Annotated in this window: 16 protein-coding genes and 1 pseudogene; 6 read left to right on the top strand and 11 right to left on the bottom strand. The window is 32.5% G+C overall.

What is annotated here, in order from left to right:
• Positions 1-288: 288 nt before the first annotated feature.
• From HRG09_RS25535 to HRG09_RS25525, 3 genes are all read right to left on the bottom strand, one after another.
• On the bottom strand, positions 289-1,068 hold the full coding sequence (locus HRG09_RS25535; protein WP_174103631.1) for an alpha/beta fold hydrolase: 780 nt from the start codon (positions 1,066-1,068) through the stop codon (positions 289-291).
• Between the two features lie 635 nt (positions 1,069-1,703).
• A complete protein-coding gene (locus tag HRG09_RS25530; protein ID WP_174103630.1) occupies positions 1,704-2,381 on the bottom strand; it encodes a Rep protein in 678 nt (225 codons plus the stop codon).
• A gap of 220 nt (positions 2,382-2,601) precedes the next feature.
• Positions 2,602-4,056: a plasmid recombination protein gene (locus HRG09_RS25525; RefSeq protein WP_174103629.1), complete on the bottom strand. Its 1,455-nt coding sequence runs from the start codon at positions 4,054-4,056 to the stop codon at positions 2,602-2,604.
• A 598-nt stretch (positions 4,057-4,654) separates the two neighbouring features.
• On the opposite strand from HRG09_RS25525, the gene HRG09_RS25520 reads away from it, so the two are divergent.
• Both HRG09_RS25520 and HRG09_RS25515 read left to right on the top strand, forming a co-directional pair.
• Positions 4,655-5,482, top strand: a complete 828-nt coding sequence (locus tag HRG09_RS25520) for a 2OG-Fe dioxygenase family protein (RefSeq protein WP_174103628.1) — start codon at positions 4,655-4,657, stop codon at positions 5,480-5,482.
• 185 nt (positions 5,483-5,667) lie between these two features.
• Positions 5,668-6,576 (top strand): DMT family transporter, encoded by a 909-nt coding sequence (locus HRG09_RS25515; RefSeq protein ID WP_174103627.1) that lies wholly within the window; start codon positions 5,668-5,670, stop codon positions 6,574-6,576.
• 533 nt (positions 6,577-7,109) lie between these two features.
• On the opposite strand, the gene HRG09_RS25510 is transcribed toward HRG09_RS25515, so the two are convergent.
• Together HRG09_RS25510 and HRG09_RS25505 are read right to left on the bottom strand one after the other, a co-directional pair.
• A complete protein-coding gene (locus tag HRG09_RS25510) occupies positions 7,110-7,529 on the bottom strand; it encodes a hypothetical protein (protein WP_174103626.1) in 420 nt (139 codons plus the stop codon).
• A 234-nt stretch (positions 7,530-7,763) separates the two neighbouring features.
• Positions 7,764-8,372, bottom strand: coding sequence for a MerR family transcriptional regulator (locus HRG09_RS25505; protein WP_174103625.1), 609 nt, complete (start codon positions 8,370-8,372; stop codon positions 7,764-7,766).
• A 400-nt stretch (positions 8,373-8,772) separates the two neighbouring features.
• Between HRG09_RS25505 and HRG09_RS25500 the strand changes: the two genes are divergently transcribed.
• Positions 8,773-9,279, top strand: a complete 507-nt coding sequence (locus tag HRG09_RS25500) for a hypothetical protein (protein ID WP_174103624.1) — start codon at positions 8,773-8,775, stop codon at positions 9,277-9,279.
• Between the two features lie 748 nt (positions 9,280-10,027).
• On the opposite strand, the gene HRG09_RS25495 is transcribed toward HRG09_RS25500, so the two are convergent.
• From HRG09_RS25495 to HRG09_RS25475, 5 genes are all read right to left on the bottom strand, one after another.
• Positions 10,028-10,666 (bottom strand): MarR family transcriptional regulator, encoded by a 639-nt coding sequence (locus HRG09_RS25495; protein ID WP_174103623.1) that lies wholly within the window; start codon positions 10,664-10,666, stop codon positions 10,028-10,030.
• A 263-nt stretch (positions 10,667-10,929) separates the two neighbouring features.
• Entirely contained in the window at positions 10,930-12,384 is a 1,455-nt protein-coding gene (locus HRG09_RS25490) for a plasmid recombination protein (protein ID WP_174103622.1), read from the bottom strand.
• Positions 12,385-12,762: 378 nt separating this feature from the next.
• Positions 12,763-13,041, bottom strand: a complete 279-nt coding sequence (locus tag HRG09_RS25485; protein WP_174103621.1) for a hypothetical protein — start codon at positions 13,039-13,041, stop codon at positions 12,763-12,765.
• A gap of 424 nt (positions 13,042-13,465) precedes the next feature.
• Positions 13,466-13,750 carry a hypothetical protein gene (locus tag HRG09_RS25480; RefSeq protein WP_174103620.1) on the bottom strand — a complete coding sequence of 95 codons (285 nt, stop codon included), beginning with the start codon at positions 13,748-13,750 and terminating at the stop codon, positions 13,466-13,468.
• A gap of 2 nt (positions 13,751-13,752) precedes the next feature.
• The gene (locus HRG09_RS25475) at positions 13,753-14,049 is read right to left on the bottom strand and encodes a DUF2089 family protein (RefSeq protein ID WP_000439057.1); all 297 of its coding nucleotides are present in this window, start codon (positions 14,047-14,049) and stop codon (positions 13,753-13,755) included.
• A gap of 1,103 nt (positions 14,050-15,152) precedes the next feature.
• On the opposite strand from HRG09_RS25475, the gene HRG09_RS25470 reads away from it, so the two are divergent.
• Complete coding sequence (locus HRG09_RS25470) at positions 15,153-15,803, top strand: DUF3967 domain-containing protein (RefSeq protein WP_174103619.1); 651 nt, start codon at positions 15,153-15,155, stop codon at positions 15,801-15,803.
• 393 nt (positions 15,804-16,196) lie between these two features.
• Positions 16,197-16,967, top strand: coding sequence for a CsxC family protein (locus HRG09_RS25465; protein WP_174103618.1), 771 nt, complete (start codon positions 16,197-16,199; stop codon positions 16,965-16,967).
• A gap of 105 nt (positions 16,968-17,072) precedes the next feature.
• Here the strand turns inward: HRG09_RS25465 and HRG09_RS25460 are convergent.
• A pseudogene (locus HRG09_RS25460) lies at positions 17,073-17,369 on the bottom strand (DUF3967 domain-containing protein); the annotation flags it as partial.
• 507 nt (positions 17,370-17,876) lie between these two features.
• Here HRG09_RS25460 and HRG09_RS25455 point away from each other — a divergent pair.
• The gene (locus HRG09_RS25455) at positions 17,877-18,632 is read left to right on the top strand and encodes a CsxC family protein (protein ID WP_174103617.1); all 756 of its coding nucleotides are present in this window, start codon (positions 17,877-17,879) and stop codon (positions 18,630-18,632) included.
• Positions 18,633-19,067 lie beyond the last annotated feature (435 nt).

Raw genomic sequence — 19,067 nt, 5'->3', positions numbered from 1 at the left:
CATTATGTAAATGAGCTGTCCATATGGGTAGCTTATTGTATTTTTTGCTTAACGTGGTTTTTTTCAAAATACTGGCGGTACCCCAATATCTATTCGAAAAGATGCCACAGCTATCAGACCCGAAAGATCCGAAAGAACTGGATCGGTTACTGCCGTGGTCGTTGTCATGACCTGCCGCATATTTAAATCATAAATCATAAATCAACATAAATTAGCCCTCATCTATTTAAGGTGGGGGCTATTTGACGCTTACGAATTAATTAGCGACGGTGTTGCTATTCCGAATCGTTATGCAAAAGAAGATAATAATTGGTTGAATCTATCACGCTCCTCTAAAAAAGCGCAATGGCCGCTGTATTGGAACGGAACTAGCTTCGAATTTTTGATCAGCTTATTTGTTTCCTCAGCTTGGGTAAACGGAACGACTTTATCATGAATTCCGTGAATAATTAATGTGGGTACAACGATCTGACCGAGATCGTTGTAAACATTTTCATCTCTAAGCGTGACCATAATGGCAGAAGTTGCCCAATTCGCCGCTTGTAATCCCATTAAAACGAACCAATCGGATTTCGGTTCGGAAATATACTGAAAGAAAAAAATCCCCGTTTGGTCTTGCAGCATTTGCGGTCGGTCATGGTTTGTATCTTCGATGATTTTATTTGTAAATTCTTTTGGAACGCTAGATGGGGAGGCAGCGTCGATCAGGACGAGTTTAGATACCCCATACCCTTTGTGACGAGCCATATAACGAATCGAGATCGCGCCTCCTGTAGAGTGTCCTGCCAGTGTTATATTTCTTAACTGTAATGCCTCGATGACCATGCGGACATCATCTGCTAATCTATCGAAACTGTACCCGCTAAGAGGTTTATCCGAATTGCCATATCCCCTCCAGTCCATTCCGATACAACGATATCCAAGCGTTGGAAGGAAGTTGAACTGATATTCGAACTGGTTATGATTTAGTGGCCATCCATGAATAAAAAGTATCGTTTTATTTCCCTTCGGATTGATGTCCTCTATAAATACGTTGACGCCTGGTTCGACAGTTACAAAGTATCCCAAGTGTATCACCCCAATTATTAAAAAATAATTTTCCATTAAGGTATTCACCCAAGGCAAAGTGTATACCTAACGAGATAACAAAGGAATATAAGTCAATTCCATTTTGTATCTCTTCCCTTTGCTTTTTGGCTAGAGTGCTGGCTCGTCGTGTGGGGGCGAAACCCCACGTATTACGTATCTATTTTTGAATAAGGACTATCTTAGAACGAATAATCTAAGCGGTTCGGCTCGTATACTTGCTAGTCCAAGTCGAGAACCATTGCTTTGCTTTTTGTCTGTCGGCTTGGCGAGAAAAGCACACGAGCCGAAAAAAGTTTTGCAAGGACAGGAAAAAAAGAAAAGGCGATAGCCTTTAGGTGAGGATTAACGAACCGACTTTTTTTCTCCTGAAGGTGGAGATTTTTGAGCGTTGTTTGCTCAAAAATACTACCTGTTCCTTGCGGAACTTTTAGCCCTTAATAATAGTGATAATAGAGAACATTTACAAAAAGCGTGTAAATCCCTTGATATGACCGTGTTTAATACACTTTTTAGGGTGTCACGAAAAGGTGACACTTTTTTGTTTTTTGTCACCTTTTCGTGACACCTAAAAAATTACATAAAATCCAAAAAAGACTGTATCAAATTGATACAGTCTAAAAAAATCTAGCTGGTAATTTTACTTTTTTACCATTTTGATCTTTAAGATTTTTCAAAGAATGTTGAAATAATCTCATCGTTAATTTATCAAGTTTCACTTCATTTTTTCGAGGTGCACAAATCATTATATAGGGATTTACTATCCATGTTCTAGGACTTACAGTACGACCATTTTCAATAATTTGTCCTGCACCTTCTGGATTAAGTAAAATTTCTTTTTTCTTTAATGAATTCATAACAGTTGATGTTTTTTGTCTTGATTTTCCTATCATTTCAGCAATTTCAGAAACAGTTGCCGCTCTTGGCAACTCAAAATCATCTTCAACACTTTTTCGTTTCTTTTTAAATTTATCATCTCTACAAATAATGACATTACTTCTAAATTCCAAATAAGCTTGAATTCTAAATAAAAAACTTTCTTCTGCTTGAGTTAAATAGCCAATACTATTCAATAAATCTAAATTTCTATGCATTACTTGATTAAATGGCTCTCCAGCAAATGGATCTTTATTAGTTCCAACATAATGGTCTTCTCCAGTTAATTCTTTTAACTGTTGTAAAAGAGATTTTTTAAGTTCTTCAGCTTGATCTCTTTGTTTTCCATCTTTCTCAAAATCTCTTTTTCTAGCATTTCTATCAGCTTGATTTAAAGCTTGTCCCAATCCTTCATTCATTGTTAATTCCTCCTCTAAGTTAAGGGGAATCAACAAAAATACCTATAATTTGCTATTTGATTATAAATCAAATTATGATAATCTATAACCAGATAAATTTGCTTTAGGTATTTTCGTAGAATACCCTTTTAAAAAGAGTCATGTTCCCGCATGGCTCTTTTTTTCATTCTATCACGTTTTCAATAACCTTAAAGATGAAAACAAAGTTTCCCTAATTTTTTTATCGTTCCATGTCAAACCCTTTATGTTTATTAATTTCCTTCTTATGCTCATGCTCAAAATAATTATTTACCTCTTTATTATCTAAATCTTTTTTTATAATCGCTCTAAACGCCTTAAATTGCTCTTTAAAGGCTTTTTTCGTCTGTTGATATAAAACCCTTATATTTGCCTGTAAACCCTTTATATGAGCTTTTAACGAGCTTATTTCTTTATTTAATACACCAACTTCTTTTTGCAACTGACTTTTCTCTTGTTTCAATGTTCGATTTTCTTCCATCCATCCCTCTACATGCACTTTTAAACTTTCATTCTCTTTCACAAAATCTGTTTTTCTCAAACGCTCATAATCTTTTTTGATAGTAACAGCTGCATTCACTTGTTTTGTTAATTTTTGATATTGTTCTGGTGATAACACATAATTTCTTGTCTTTTTCTTCGTGATTTCAGCTTTTCCAAACATTTTATCCTGTACTTCTGTTATTACTTCTTTACGCAAAAACGAAATCACAACAGGTTCATTTGGCACTTGATTTGTAACACTATCTAATTCTTTTTGCTGTTGTTTCACCTTTTTTTCTAACTCTATATATCGCTGACCAATCAGCTGTAACTTTTCACTTTCACTTTTTACTTGTTGTTCCACTGCTTCTAACTCTTTGTATGTATCAGCAACATGTATTTTCACCATCTGTAATTTATTTACTTTCTCTTCAGCATGTTTCATATGATAGTCAAAAACTTCTAATTGCATTTCTTTTTCATATATTTGATTTTCAACGGTTGATTTTGCTTCAGCATATTCCTTGTATTGACGGACTTTCATGTACTTATGTGAACCTACATTCGCTCGTTCAAATTCTGGAATTTGTTCTTTAGCCAAAGATTCAATATAAGCCGTTTCTGATTGTCTCCAATTTGCAATTAACTCCGTCCCTTTTCCTTTTACGCCTTGTTGTTGCAAGGCTCTATCCATTCCGACACGCCTCGTTAATCCTCGACTACTTTCGAAATTCGGTACATAGTTAATATGTAAATGCGGATTGGCTTCATCATCATGTAAAACCATATTATAGACAGCTAGATTCAGATTTCGCTCTTGAAACGCCTCAGCATACTGTTTTAACGCTTCCTTTTTGGCTTCCCTATACTTTGGGTCGTCTTTACCTTCTCCAATCGCTACAACCAATTCTCGTTGCTCATGCGTCTTTGTATCTTTTCTTATCTTGTCATAGTAATCTTTAATTTTACGATCACTTCGTTTTTGCTTCTCATTATACTTGTCCACCGCTTCTTGAAAGACATCCTTGTATACACTTCGGATATCCTTTTGAACAAAGTAAATATTCTCATGTAGCCTGGTTAGATCTATCCCAGGATTTCCATGAACGTTTTCTCTGTTATTATGGCTCAATGAACTTTGATGAGATTGATTAAATGAAATAGAGAACAACATAAAGTGCCACCACTTCCCCTAGATTAATTGATACCATAAGTCTAGCAAATCGACGAAATGGAGTCAATTAACGTAACCCTATACGTATTTTGACGCTTTCGCATCAAAATCGATAGGGGTCTGCGACGCTTTTCGGCTTCGCCGAGCCATGCCGCGTCAAATCTCGGCATAGCAAAAACAAACCTTGGGCTTTGCCCAAACCCACTGGGGAACCCTTCCCCAGACCCCATCCATCGAACACCCCAACCCCTCAATCCTTGAGGGGCTCCCTCGCCGATTGGCAGGCCAAAACGCTTACGTTTTGACACATCAAGAGGGTTTGGGACAGTAAGTCTGTCAACTCCTTAATGCTCCTTCATTTCGCTTTCGCTTCATTCTGTCCGCTTACCGTTGACATACGCCATATATTACTAATCTACACAAGAAAGATCATCCACTTAAAAAGTCTAATAATTATGAATAATCTGGTTTCTATTTCTAAATTTTTCTATATTATTCTATATATTTACAATTTATCTCCGTTCTGTATACTTTAACTTTATAAGGAATTAAAAGTATTACATTGTAGCTACTATAAATTGATCGAAGAGGTGTAATAATGAAAACTATTAAAAATCGCCCTGAAGCAATTAAAGGAAACAGTTCTTATTCAGTAGCAGATCACTCTGGATTACCTATTAATTTCACTAATACTAAACAATTATGGGCAACTAACAACGAACCAAGATTTACCCAAACTAATCCTCTTGCATATTTTCCAACCCAATTATCAAACATGGATAATGAAATTCAATCAAGTTTTAAAGAACTCTCCTCACTATTTAAGAATCTACCAATGGATCCATATTTACAAAATGGAGCAACTTTCAGGTATCGTCGTTTTGGAAGTTTTAAATTAGATTCACATAACCCATTCAATGAACCTGAAATTCTTCCGCATAGACCATTTTTCCAAAGCTCTAAAATTAATAAGTATGCAGGTGATATAGAGCGAAATTTTGCACCTCTTGAACAAGAAATGATTGAAAATCTATATTTAAAAACATTTATAAAAAATCTTTTTAACATGATACCAACTCACGAACGTATAAAATCTCCTTTTTGGGAAGTCGAAGTACATCCGATTCGTATTATAGGTAGCGCAGAAGAGGAAGGACATGGTGCACCTGAAGGTGTTCATACTGATGGCCATTCTTTTGCCTCTATCTTACTAATAAATCGTGAAAATGTAAGTGGTGCAGATTCAATATTTGCTGACATGGATAAAGTGATTTTTTGGCAAAATCCCCTACTTAATTCTGGTGATACTGTATTATGGGATGATGCTCATTGTTTACACGATGTTACACCAATTACTCCAACTGATATAACTAAGTTAGCAATTAGAGATGTTATTAGTACATCTTGGAATCCTTTAAATAAATAAAACTTCTTTATAACATAAAAATTTTATTCATATAGAACTACAATGATAACAAAGAACCGCGACATACTAATAGCGGTTCTTTTACTTGGTTTTATATTCTATTTTATGTAAAATAATAAAATAAATTGAAAATGATATATATAGATAAAAGATTGTTTATATCAAAAATAAAGAGGGGGGAAGAAATGTCTCGTAAATTATACCTTGCACTCATTATGTTAAGTCTTATTTGGGGAGGGTCTTTCTATTTTTTCAAAGTGTTAGTTGCAGATTTTAATCCTTTAGTTGTAGCATTTTTACGTGCAACTTTTGGAGTCATAACACTTATTGTACTTATACCATTTTTCCGAAAATCTTTTAAAGGGAAAATTCCGTTTATACCTTTATTTGCTGTAGGAATACTAAATACTGTAATTCCATGGACACTTATTTGTTTTAGCGAGCAAAAAATGACTAGTAATTTAGCTTCTGTTTTAAATGCAACCCAACCTTTATGGACAATGATTTTAGGAATTTTATTTTTTGGTATACGTTCTAATCGTAATCAACTTATAGGTTTATTTATTGGATTCATAGGTATTTTAATTCTCTCAGACATACATCTATCCAATATTTTTTCAGTAAATTCTTTAAATTTTTTCGCTATGTTGACAGCAACTTTTTGCTACGGTTTAGCTACCCATATAACAAAACGTTATCTTAAAGAAATATCCATGTTTCAAATTTCTTTAGGCACATTATTAGTCGGTAGTATATGTAGCGGTTTCATAGTTTTATTGTTAGAAGATCCAATTCAAATTTTAACTAAAATATCATGGAATCATATAGGCGCATTAATTGGAATAGGTGTATTTGGATCAGGTATAGCGTATTTACTTTACTTTTACTTAATCCAAAAGGGAAGTCCAGATTTCGCTTCCATATCTACATATTTAGTACCAGTATCAGCTATTTTTTGGGGATATATTCTTTTAAATGAAGTTATAAGTTGGAAATTAATCATTGGATTAATTTTTATACTAATGGGAGTTTATATAACTAATCGCAAAATCAAATTAAATGTTCCTATTAAAAATCTACAAAAAGAATCCTAAATAATTAGGATTCTTTTTCTTATTCTCCAATGTAAACTTTTGAATATTAGTTTACATTCAAATCCCCTTAATCATTGACTTCGAACCAAAAATCCTAATATCCTTAATTTATATAATAAAAGTATACATTCGAAACATCATAAATAAGGGTTCCATAGCATCCACTTAAGTATCATTAAGATATAATATAAAAATATATGTTATAATGCATTTGAAAGGCTGGTATCCTTTTTTTTCATCTGTAGCTTCAGTCAACTCATATAATATAAGTACCCAAACGAAAATATATGAGCCTTAGTAAAAAGAACCTTTTAAAAGGTTCTTTTTACTTTAATGATTGTTTTATCTATCAATCTTATTCAGTCTATATAAAATTAACATAACTCCACTTATCGGTATTCAATGTATCTAGAAGCTTATAAAAATGCCCTCCAGATCGCTCCAGAGGGGTACTGTCAGTATGCTAAACATTATATATTTAGATCACCACAATCACTTATATAAAATCACATATTAATAGTTTTATATCTAAATTAATTGTGAATTTCATAATTCACGCCAGTATGGGATGTTTCAATCTGCTTGACTTCAAATTGATGCCAATAACCAATGGAGGCTGTAAAATATTCGTGATCATATTTATCAGCTTCTCTCCCTCCATTCCAATACCCACATTTTAAATTTCTCCATTCGCTAAATCTATAGCCACCATTTTTATAAACAATTGCTCTGACCCAAACAGTGGAGGGAGAATTTGATACACAATAACTGTGAAATGAAATGGTACTGCTCTTTGAATAAACCCATTTTGTATCAAAACTACTAGTGAATTCTACCCAGCTTCCAGGGATGACGTCTGCACTGGCATTTCCTACGTTAGTAGAAAATAATACAACACAAGAAATTGCTAAAATTAAACTTATCCTTTTGAAGAATAATTTAACTTGTTGCATTCCGATCGCTCCTCTTTATAATGCTTAAACATACTAAACGGCACGATTCAATTTTACCAAAAATATAATTCTATTCATTCGTTTTCCAATAAGTATAATATTAAATTTCTTAGATTCTAAAGTTCTTATCAAAAATGTATACCCTATAGATGCTAGGTTCACATAACGCATCATTATCAGTAGTAAAACAAAAAGGCCCACTCCTTATATAACAAAGAGTGAACCTTTTTTATTTTACTTATTAAATAAACGATTCCACAAAGATTTTTTTTGTTTTGTAATTGCAAGCTGTTGAATACTTCGTATATTTTCCATTAACATTTTATCTCTTTCATTTGCTCGATTTTCTTGGCGAGTAAATTGCTGTTCCATACGTTCTAGAATTTCTCTATCACTTTTTCGTTCTTTCTCCATCTCTTCAATTTTTTCTAATAGATGTCTATTAAGTTTATCTTGCTCTTTTATATAATCTATTAAACTTTGTATAGATTCATTTGTCACAGGAGTTAGAGAACGGCTAGAAGAGTGGGTTTCACTTTTAGATTCTTGTTGTATTTCTTGGAGAGCGTCCCCCGTTCTTGATGAAGAGCGGTTTCCTTCTCGCTTAGATATAATAACTTTTGCAGCTTGTTCTAAGTTGAATTTTTGCTCTTGTACTAAACTTTTAAACAGTATAAGTGTATCTTGATCATAGTGAGTATAATAGCGAGTACCATCATCATTTTTCTCCCAGTAATATCCGTTCTTTTCTAGCGCGGCAGCCCACTTTCTTAAAGTACTTACCCCGATATTTAATCGTTCACTCATTTCTTTGTTTAACAAGATATATTCATATTCTTTCAAGCTATCACCTCACTCTTTAGAATATCACAAATTTTCTTGTAGGCACTCATTCACCCGCTCCTCAATGATTATTCGAGAATTTAAGAGAACTACCTTTTTTATACAAGATTTTATACAAATTTTTGTACTAATACAGACCACTCGTAAGCCTGAAAAATCCTACTATCTCTGCAATGTATAAAATCGTGTATAGAAAAATAAAACAAGGACAAGAGATAACCCTTGTTTTAAAGCGGATTCCCTCTTGTCCTTGCTACCGATAATGATGCGTTATGTTAACCAAACATGAATAAGATATACATAATAAAAAAATGTATTTGTTTTATATAAATTCCCTTTCGAGAAGGGTTATATTGTAAAAAACAAGAAATAGTGCTTAAAGTAGAAAGGGGTTGGATTAATGAAGAAAAGTATAGTCTTATTGACGACCGTACTATTTTTAAACTTATCTGCATGTTCAACTGAAATGAAAGATAATAAAACGTCTGTTTCCCAACAACCAAAGACAAAAGTCACATCTACAGAGCAAGAGGAAAACCCCACGCCTGCTGTTTTTCAAGGAAAAGAAGTTAAAGAAATCGGACTCATATCTATGAAAACAAGAAGTGATAGGGCCGGAATAACGCTAGATTTTGGCCAAATTCTCAAAGCTATGGAGCGAACTGGAATACATAAGGACAAAGAAAGAGTTATTCCTCTTTTACTAGATGATGAAGCTAAAAAAAATATTGACTATCAAATGACGTTGAATTATCAAGATGATTCTACTGAAACATATTTAATTTGGTTAGATAACCCAACAGTTGTAATTGCTCGTAAAGATAATCCTGAACAAAAACATCTTGAACAATACATAATAAAAGGTGAAGATGCTAAACAAATATCAGATTTATTTAAGGTTAATTAACTTCCGCTTTCGAGAATTATGTGAACACGAAAGTCCCCCAGCTAAAAAATCTGGAGGACCTTTTTTATGTAAGACGGGAAGACATTGGTCTTCCCTTCGGGTTGCCCCGATGGAAAGGGCGTTTTGTTTCCAAAACTGTTTTTCCTAATTACATAGTATGTAAAGGTTTTAATTTGGTTCTAAATTATAAAAAAAAGTTTAATATATAACTTTTCTTTTTTATGCTTTTGTTTTTAGTTAGAAACTTGCGTTTTGACTAGAGTGCTGGCTCGTCGTGTGGGGGCGAAACCCCACGTATTAAACGTACCAATATATTGAATAAAAACAATTTTTGAACGATTAATCTGAGCGGTTCGGCTCGTATACTTGCTAATCCAAGTCGATAACCATTATTTTGCGTTTTGTCTGTCGGCTTGGCAAAAAAAGCATATCGAGCCGAAAAAAGTTTTGCAAGGACAACATCAAAAAGAAAAGGCGGTAGCCTTTAGGTGAGGATTAACGAACCGACTTTTTAATGTTGAGGGTGGAGATTTTTGAATGTTTTTTTCAAAAATACGACCCGTTCCTTGCGGAACTTTTAGCTATATATATAAGAGTGAGATAGGGCAAATAAAAAAAGTCAGTAATACCAAGGGTTTATAGAAGATAGGGTGTCACTTTTTTTTGACACCGGTGTCAAAAAAAAGTGACACCTAAAAAAAGGTAAATACTAATATAAAAAAAAACGCAAGAAAATTTTTGCGTTTTTTTAAAATAAATAAATGGGTAGTTTATGTTTTTTCTTCCCTTGATCTTCGACTTTAAAATTTCTCAATGAATCTCTAAAAATATGTTGAGTTGCTTTATCTATTCCATCTTTAGGAGAGCAACACATAACATTTGGATTTACAAACCATGTACGACTAGTACAAACCCGTCCATCTTCAGTTGTAACACCTGATTGCGCGACTGCTAATACTCCCTTTTTTAATAAACCATTCATAACACTAGAAATACTTTGACGAGTCATTTTAAACTTTTCAGCTAGATATGTAGGTGATGCTGGATTATTTGTCTCACGTTCTACAAGAACATTAGTTTTAAACTCTACAGATGAAGTTAATTTAAATAAAAAAGCTTCTTCTTTACTACTTAAATAACCTATTTCAATCAAATAATCAATATTATCCATAATAATTTGCACAAATCTCACCCGATCTGTAGGCTTTTTCTTTTTACCTATGAAATATTCTTCTCCACCAGTCGCCTTACTTAACAACTGCAAAAGCATTGTTTTTTCTTCTTCCGAGTAACCACCTGCTAGCAACTGATCATAAATACTATCAATCTTACTATCTCTTATTTTCGCTTTTTTTTCAGCTTGTCCAAAATCTACAACTTTTGTCATAAAATAATTCTCTCCCTTAGTGGAAGGAATCAACTTTTATATGTTAGAATGTATATAGAATATATATTGGTTGATCCCAACCTTATTATGAAAAACCGTCTGCCGACCAAAGCATGGGCGGTTTTTCTCGTTTGTATGTCTTTCTCTATAATAACATGAAACCCCTTGTTAAAACTTTCCGTCTCTTACAAAAACACAACATTCAACCCTCTTTTTCTTCTTCAAACTAATACAATTCAATACTTTCATCATTATCACTCTTATTATCTTTCCCTATCAAAATCTCGATGTCTGCTTATTTCTTTCTTATATTCACGTTCAAATTGATTATCTATTCCCTTACTATCCAATTCATTTTTAATAATCCCTCTAAACGCCTTAAATTGCTCTTTAAAAACTTTTTTTATTTGTACATACAAAACTCTTATATTCGTCTGTAAACCCTTTATATGAGCTTTTAACGAGCTTATTTCTTTATTTAATACACCAACTTCTTTTTGCAACTGACTTTTTTCTTGTTTCAATGTTCGATTTTCTTTCATCCATCCCTCTGCATGCGCTTTTAAACTCTCATTCTCTTTCACAAAATCTGTTTTTCTCAAACGCTCATAATCTTTTTTGATAGTAACAGCTGCATTCACTTGTTTTGTTAATTTTTGATATTGTTCTGGTGATAACACATAATTTCTTGTCTTTTTCTTCGTGATTTCAGCTTTTCCAAACATTTTATCCTGTACTTCTGTTATTACTTCTTTACGTAAAAACGAAATCACAACAGGTTCATTTGGCACTTGATTTGTAACACTATCTAACTCTTTTTGCTGTTGTTTCACCTTTTTTTCTAACTCTATATATCGCTGACCGATCAGCTGTAACTTTTCATTTTCACTTTTTACTTGTTGTTCCACTGCTTCTAACTCTTTATATTTATCAGCTACATGTATTTTCACCATCTGTAATTCATTTACTTTTTCTTCAGCATGTTTCATATGATAGTCAAAAACTTCTAATTGCATTTCTTTTTCATATATTTGATTTTCAACGGTTGATTTTGCTTCAGCATATTCCTTGTATTGACGGACTTTCATGTACTTATGTGAACCTACATTCGCTCGTTCAAATTCTGGAATTTGTTCTTTAGCCAAAGATTCAATATAAGCCGTTTCTGATTGTCTCCAATTTGCAATTAACTCCGTCCCTTTTCCTTTTACGCCTTGTTGTTGCAAGGCTCTATCCATTCCGACACGCCTCGTTAATCCTCGACTACTTTCGAAATTCGGTACATAGTTAATATGTAAATGCGGATTGGCTTCATCATCATGTAAAACCATATTATAGACAGCTAGATTCAGATTTCGCTCTTGAAACGCCTCAGCATACTGTTTTAACGCTTCCTTTTTGGCTTCCCTATACTTTGGGTCGTCTTTACCTTCTCCAATCGCTACAACCAATTCTCGTTGCTCATGCGTCTTTGTATCTTTTCTTATCTTGTCATAGTAATCTTTAATTTTACGATCACTTCGTTTTTGCTTCTCATTATACTTGTCCACCGCTTCTTGAAAGACATCCTTGTATACACTTCGGATATCCTTTTGAACAAAGTAAATATTCTCATGTAGCCTGGTTAGATCTATCCCAGGATTTCCATGAACGTTTTCTCTGTTATTATGGCTCAATGAACTTTGATGAGATTGATTAAATGAAATAGAGAACAACATAAAGTGCCACCACTTCCCCTAGATTAATTGATACCATAAGTCTAGCAAATCGACGAAATGGAGTCAATTAACGTAACCCTATACGTATTTTGACGCTAACGCATCAAAATCGATAGGGGTCTGCGACGCTTTTCGGCTTTGCCGAGCCATGCCCCACATGGCAAAGACAAACCTTGGGCTTTGCCCAAACCCACTGGGGAACTCTTCCCCAGACCCCATCCATCGAACACCCCAACCCCTCAATCCTTGAGGGGCTCCCTCGCCGGTTGGCAGGAACAAACAGTAGTTTGTTCAATGCCAAGAGGGTTTGGGTATCGTTCAGTTGGTCAAGTCAAATACTCCCTTCGCTTCGCTAGGTCCGTTTTGATTGACCAACACTTATCTCTTGTTTAAAATTTCAATCTGTTTTTGTAATTCTTTAATTTGCTTTTGTAATAACTGCATTTGTTCTTCTTGTTCTTTATTTGTTTTTTGCTGAGAAATTTGTTCTTGTATGGTTTCATCTATGGCTAACTTTGCTGCATAAGTTCCTAAAACATCTCCTACTACACTAAATAAACCAGCTAACAATGCCAGTTTTAAACTATCGGCTAACTTTACTTCTTCAGCCTCATCATTTGAAGTATTTTGATTATTACTTTGCGTTTGTTGATTCATAAAAACACCCTTTGTCATTATATTTTTATGTTTTAGTCTATGAACCTTGTTTTTGGGTGTGAGTGCCCCCCAGCGACCACTTTAGCCAAAACGCAAAGATCGTACCAAGATCAAAAAATAAAGATATGAAAAATAGTATGATATAAGTGTATAAAACTTCTCCATTAGGACTCTTTTTTTACTTTTCTCGAATGTAAACTTTTAAATATTAGTTTACATTCATTCCCCCTTAATCATTGACTTTACACCGATTCCCCTGATATCCTCAATTTACACAACAAAAGTATACATTCAAAACATGATAAATAAAGAGATTAAAATACCCGTAATCAATTTGCAATTAGGATTTCTGGCGATGTAATAGTATCTTATGCTGTTTTATAAAATAAAAAAAAGACCTTAATAATACAAAGGTCTCTTAAATCTAAAGATTCTGTAATTCAATTCGATCTAATTCTTTTTGTCTTTTCTTTTTGAAACGTTCTCTGCCTGAAATCCATATACTTAAAAATGCGCATAAACCAGCTAATATCATTAGCCAAGTAGAAAAATAGTCACCATTAGCGAATAGTTTATTAAAAAAGAAGCTAATAAAACCTATGTATGCTACAGGGAGAATTCCACCTAAATAAGGGTTTTTTCGAGATGATAAAAAGCTTTGAATAACTATTATAACAACAGTAACTAGTATTCCAACTACAGGTTTCATAATTAAACATCCCTTTCTTTTTTATATTTTTCTATGATGATTTTAGCGACGTCTAGACTAATTCGTTCATCAATAACAAATCCCTTAATCATATTTACAAACTCTACATCATCTTCTTTACTATGTACTTCAATTTTTTTTATTAACCTATCTAATTTGGCACGTACTGTTGGATAAGAAACATCATACAAATTAGACATATTTTTTAAAGAGCCCGAATTCAATATAAATTTTCTAATAAATTCTAAAGACTCTTTATCTAATGAGAGAATCCATGAAGGAATTTCTTCTCTTTCCATAAAGAACCACCTCCTCACTTTAATAATATTAAACTTTTTATAAATATTATTCAATATATAATTTAATAAAAATGATTTTATTTTTAAGTTTATTTATGTTGTTGGGGGCAGTATAGAATTTTAGCTTGATAGGCATGGGGTATCGCCAGCATTTTGGAAAAAAACCATAATAGTCAAAAATACAAAAAGCCGTCTTGATAGACGGCTTTGCTTTTTACATAATTCTCGTTCTCGGAAGTTGGGGTACAGCCGAGATACGTGTAATTTTGAGTATTAAGCTTACTTTTATTTCCAAACAAAAACTATTGAACTTATAACTAGGTTTTATTACGTCAATTTACAATAAAAATTCTGTCTTTGTCTATTATGGGTTAACCCTAATCATCCATTGTTTGATTACTGAAAATACTTAATTTGAATCGTATGATTAGGGTGTATGATAATAAGTTAAACAATGAAAGATTAGATGTACCAAGGATTTGTACAAAGAAATAATGGATAAAAAACTGATTCTAAATCTAATTGGAAATAAAAGTAAGTCTATGACCTATTTTTACACGTATCTCGGCTGTACCCCAAGTTCTTTTAGAATTAATAATGAACCCGTTATCTTTGGAAAAAATACCATACAATAACAAAAACAATTGCTGTTAATCCCCATAGAATAAATTCGTTCATTGTTTTTTTTCTTTGTTCGGGACTCGATTTCTTTTTATTAGACATCTAACTTCCCTCCTACCTCTACAAAACTAACCTTTTTTACCAAATGATAACATATTTATATAAGGGACAATCAAAAAGTTTATTTGTATACCATATTCATGCTTGGTTAACATAACGTCCTATTATAGGTAGCAAGGACAAGGGGGAATCCGCTTTATAGCAAGGATTCTTCCTTGTCCTTTTCTATTTTTCTATGCATCTTTTTATACATTGTTGATATAGCAAGGATTCTATGGGTCTTTGCCCTTAGTCTATGAATTTTGAAGTTTGACTTGACCTATGTTACCGACAAATTCCACATTTCAAAGGTATTTCGTTTTATCATGTATAATGTAACTTTAGGAACGTCAATTGGAACGTTAAAAGGAGCGTGAAGAACGATGTCTGATGGAACGCGGAATGGTATACAATCCGATCCACTCCCGGCTTTCCTAACCAAGGAAGTAGCAGAAATGTTAAGTATTAGCGAAAGCTATTTGCGTAAATGGTGTTTAGAGTTAGAAAAGCATGAATACATCTTTGTAAAAGTTCGTGATCCTAAAAGTAATCGCGAATATCGAACCTTTACTTCAAAAGATATAAAAGCTTTAAAACAATTTCAAGCACTTATGAAAGATGCCGGATATAACAAGGCTGATGCTGCCAAAACCGTAGCAATAACCATAAATAATGAAAATTGGAACACGAGTGGAACGTCCCATGATCCAATTGATTCCCAATCTTTGCTTATTACGAGAGAAAAAGAAGTATTGGAACGCGAAAACAATACTAATCTGTTACGTGAATTGTTGCGCGAGGAACGCGAAGAAATAACAAAAGAACTCCAATCCATGAGAGAAGAACTACGACGAACTCAAGAAGAATTTCAAACATTGAAAGACTGTATAAAAATATATCAAAAACACAATGAACAATTGTTGCAAGAAAGAGATGAGCAACTATTACATAACATAAGATCTATTCAAGAGACTAAACAACTAGTTGCTCCTACTACGGAAAATAAACATCATTGGTGGAAATTCTGGAAATAAAAACAAGCCTTGCTTATATGCAAGGCTTGTTTTTATTTAACTATTCAATTCTAAGCGCTAAAATATCTCTACAATCTAAAACAATATTCATTATATGAAAAAGAAAGGAATCCTATGAGCAGGTTTCCTTTCTCATCAAGGAGATTTTAAAATATAAGTGTTAAACAAGTTCACCACTACTCGTCACACACTATAATGTATGTTTGCTTATTAAAAATAGTGTAATTAATTTTAGTACTATTTATCTTTTTTAAAATATAAGAAAGTTCACTAAATATTTCAAAATGAGAAAAATCACTATTACACAAGCCCTCACACAAATAAATATACTAAATATCATATTAAAGGAAATATGGAAAAGCTCTAAATATAAAATAAATGGAGGTTTTATAATTGAGTAAAGAAGAAAACCAAAGTCACAATGATCATCATAAAAATGATTGCAAGGTTAAGTCAGAAACACGGACTCCACTCCAAGATTCTGATGTAACGCCTATTCTTGCAAACAATCCAAGAGTTAAAATTCCAGTTGTGTTAGCAGAAAGAACGCTTCAAATTGTAGTAGAAGCAGATATTCCACTTTGTCCACCAGCAGTAGAAATTAAAAGAGTGTTAAAAGATGTATTTTTAACACAATGTAAACTAGTACCTGTTGAATATGAAGCAATTAATACAACAGGATATTTACAAGTAACAAGAGCAAAATTATTTGTAGAAGGTTTTATTCGTAAAAATATTGAATATGCGAGTAAAGACTGCAATGGCAAAATTCATGATAAAATTGCAAAAGTTCACTTCTCTGGCTTTGCTGATTTAAATGAAGATGACTTTCTTTCTCCAGCAATTATTGCTTTTTCTTCAGAAAATAAAGCTCGCTTTATTAATCCAAAAAAGAATGATATTCCTCGTCTAGACAAATACTTCTTTGAAAATAATGTTTTCTATAATGAACAACCATTTTGTGAATTAATTAGTGCAGAATTTTATGAGCTTGACTATTCACCATGTTTTATTGAGGATAAAAAACATGATAAAAAAGGCTCGTGTGATGAAAAATATGACGAAAGAGAATTTGACAAATTACGTGAAAAAATCGTTCTTGATTTGACTTTAAAAGTATTACAAACTCAACAAGTACAACTCGGAACCGGAAAAGACTGGTAATTAAAAATGTTTATGCACTAAAAAGAGAGAAGAATCTTAAAAAATTCTTCTCTCTTTTTTCTATTAAATTTTAAAATTTATTTACTAAATAGAACAAATTCAAAATAATTTCTTCTGTTCTATATCTGCTACACTATCTATAACAACAGTTGCTACGTCAATTCCTTCAGCAATTGATATCAATAGGTTTATAGCCTGTTCTAATGTTATGTTCTTCTTGTTTATTGCTGCTATTAGCCATTCTATAGTTGCCATATCTTTATGAAAAAAGACTCTAAAATTATTATTAACTCGCTCAAAAGGATACCCGGATTCTTCTAGGACAAGGAAATATTTACGTAAAGTACTTGAGCCAATCCCTAAGTTCTTGGCTACCTCTGATCCCCAATAAGTTTGAGCCATACTTTGTCCTCTCTCTGCTCTAAGCTGTTCTTTAGTTGCTATATAGTTTTTTCCTTCTTTAAAAAGGGAACATCTTCTTTTTTCGATTTTAAAAAAAGTTTTTATTGCCTTTTACAGCCATCAATTAATAATTATATTTTTATATATTTAATTATTCGAATTTAAATGTTAGTTTACTTTCAAATCTCTTAAAACAATATTCATTATATGAAAAAGAAAGGAATCCTATGAGCAGGTTTCCTTTCTTATCAAGGAGATTTTAAAATATAAGTGTTAAACAAGTCCACCACTACTCGTCACACACTATAATGTATGTTTGTTTATTCAAAATTGTGTAATTGATTTTAGTACTATCTATCTTTTTTAAAATATAAGAAAGTCTACTAAATATTTCAAAATGAGAAAAATCACTATTATACAAGCCCTCACATAAATAGATATATTAAATATCATATTAAAGGAAATATAGAAAAGCTCTAAATATAAAATAAATGGAGGTTTTTTTAATTGAGTAAAGAAGAAAACCATAAAGATGATTGCAGGGTTAAGTCAGAAACACGGACTCCACTCCAAGATTCTGATGTAACGCCTGTTCTTGCAAACAATCCAAGAGTTAAAATTCCAGTTGTGTTAGCAGAAAGAACGCTTCAAATTGTAGTAGAAGCAGATATTCCACTTTGTCCACCAGCAGTAGAAATTAAAAGAGTGTTAAAAGATGTATTTTTAACACAATGTAAACTAGTACCTGTTGAATATGAAGCAATTAATACAACAGGATATTTACAAGTAACAAGAGCAAAATTATTTGTAGAAGGTTTTATTCGTAAAAATATTGAATATGCGGGTAAAGACTGCAATGGCAAAATTTATGATAAAATTGCAAAAGTTCACTTCTCTGGTTTTGCTGATTTAAATGGAGATGACTTTCTTTCTCCAGCAATTATTGCTTTTTCTTCAGAAAGTAAAGCTCGCTTTATTAATCCAAAAAAGAATGATATTCCTCGTCTAGACAAATACTTCTTTGAAAATAATGTTTTCTATAATGAACAACCATTTTGTGAATTAATTAGTGCAGAATTTTATGAGCTTGACTATTCACCATGTTTTATTGAGGATAACAAACATGATAAAAGAGGCTTTTGTGATGAAAGACATGACGAAAGAGCATTTGACAAATTACGTGAAAAAATCGTTCTTGATTTGACTTTAAAAGTTTTACAAACTCAACAAGTACAACTCGGAACAAATGGATTTAACTGCTAATTAAAAATGTTTATACACTAAAAAGAGAGAAGAGTCCTAAAAAATTCTTCTCTCTTTTTTCTATTAAATTTTAAAATTTATTTACTAAATAGAACAAATTCAAAATAATTTCTTCTGTTCTATATCTGCTACACTATCTATAACAACAGCTGCTATGTCAATCCCTTCAGCAATTGATATCAATAGGTTTATAGCCTGTTCTAGTGTTATACTCTTCTTGTTCATAGCTGCTACATAGTGTTTTCTTTTATATCTATCAATTTAGTGATTTTTACAAGATTTTATACAAAAAAACAGAAAAATAAAATAGCAAAGGCCCCTAGAATCCTTGCTATATCAACAATGTATAAAATCGTGTATAGAAAAATAAAGAAAGGACAAGGTGGAATCATTGTTTTAAAGCGGATTCTACCATATCCTTGCTACCAATAATGT

The organism is Bacillus sp. Xin1 (genome assembly GCF_013314535.1).
Lineage (GTDB): Bacteria > Bacillota > Bacilli > Bacillales > Bacillaceae_G > Bacillus_A.
Note: the sequence above shows the minus strand (reverse complement) of the source record. Positions and strands in the feature narration are given on the sequence as shown.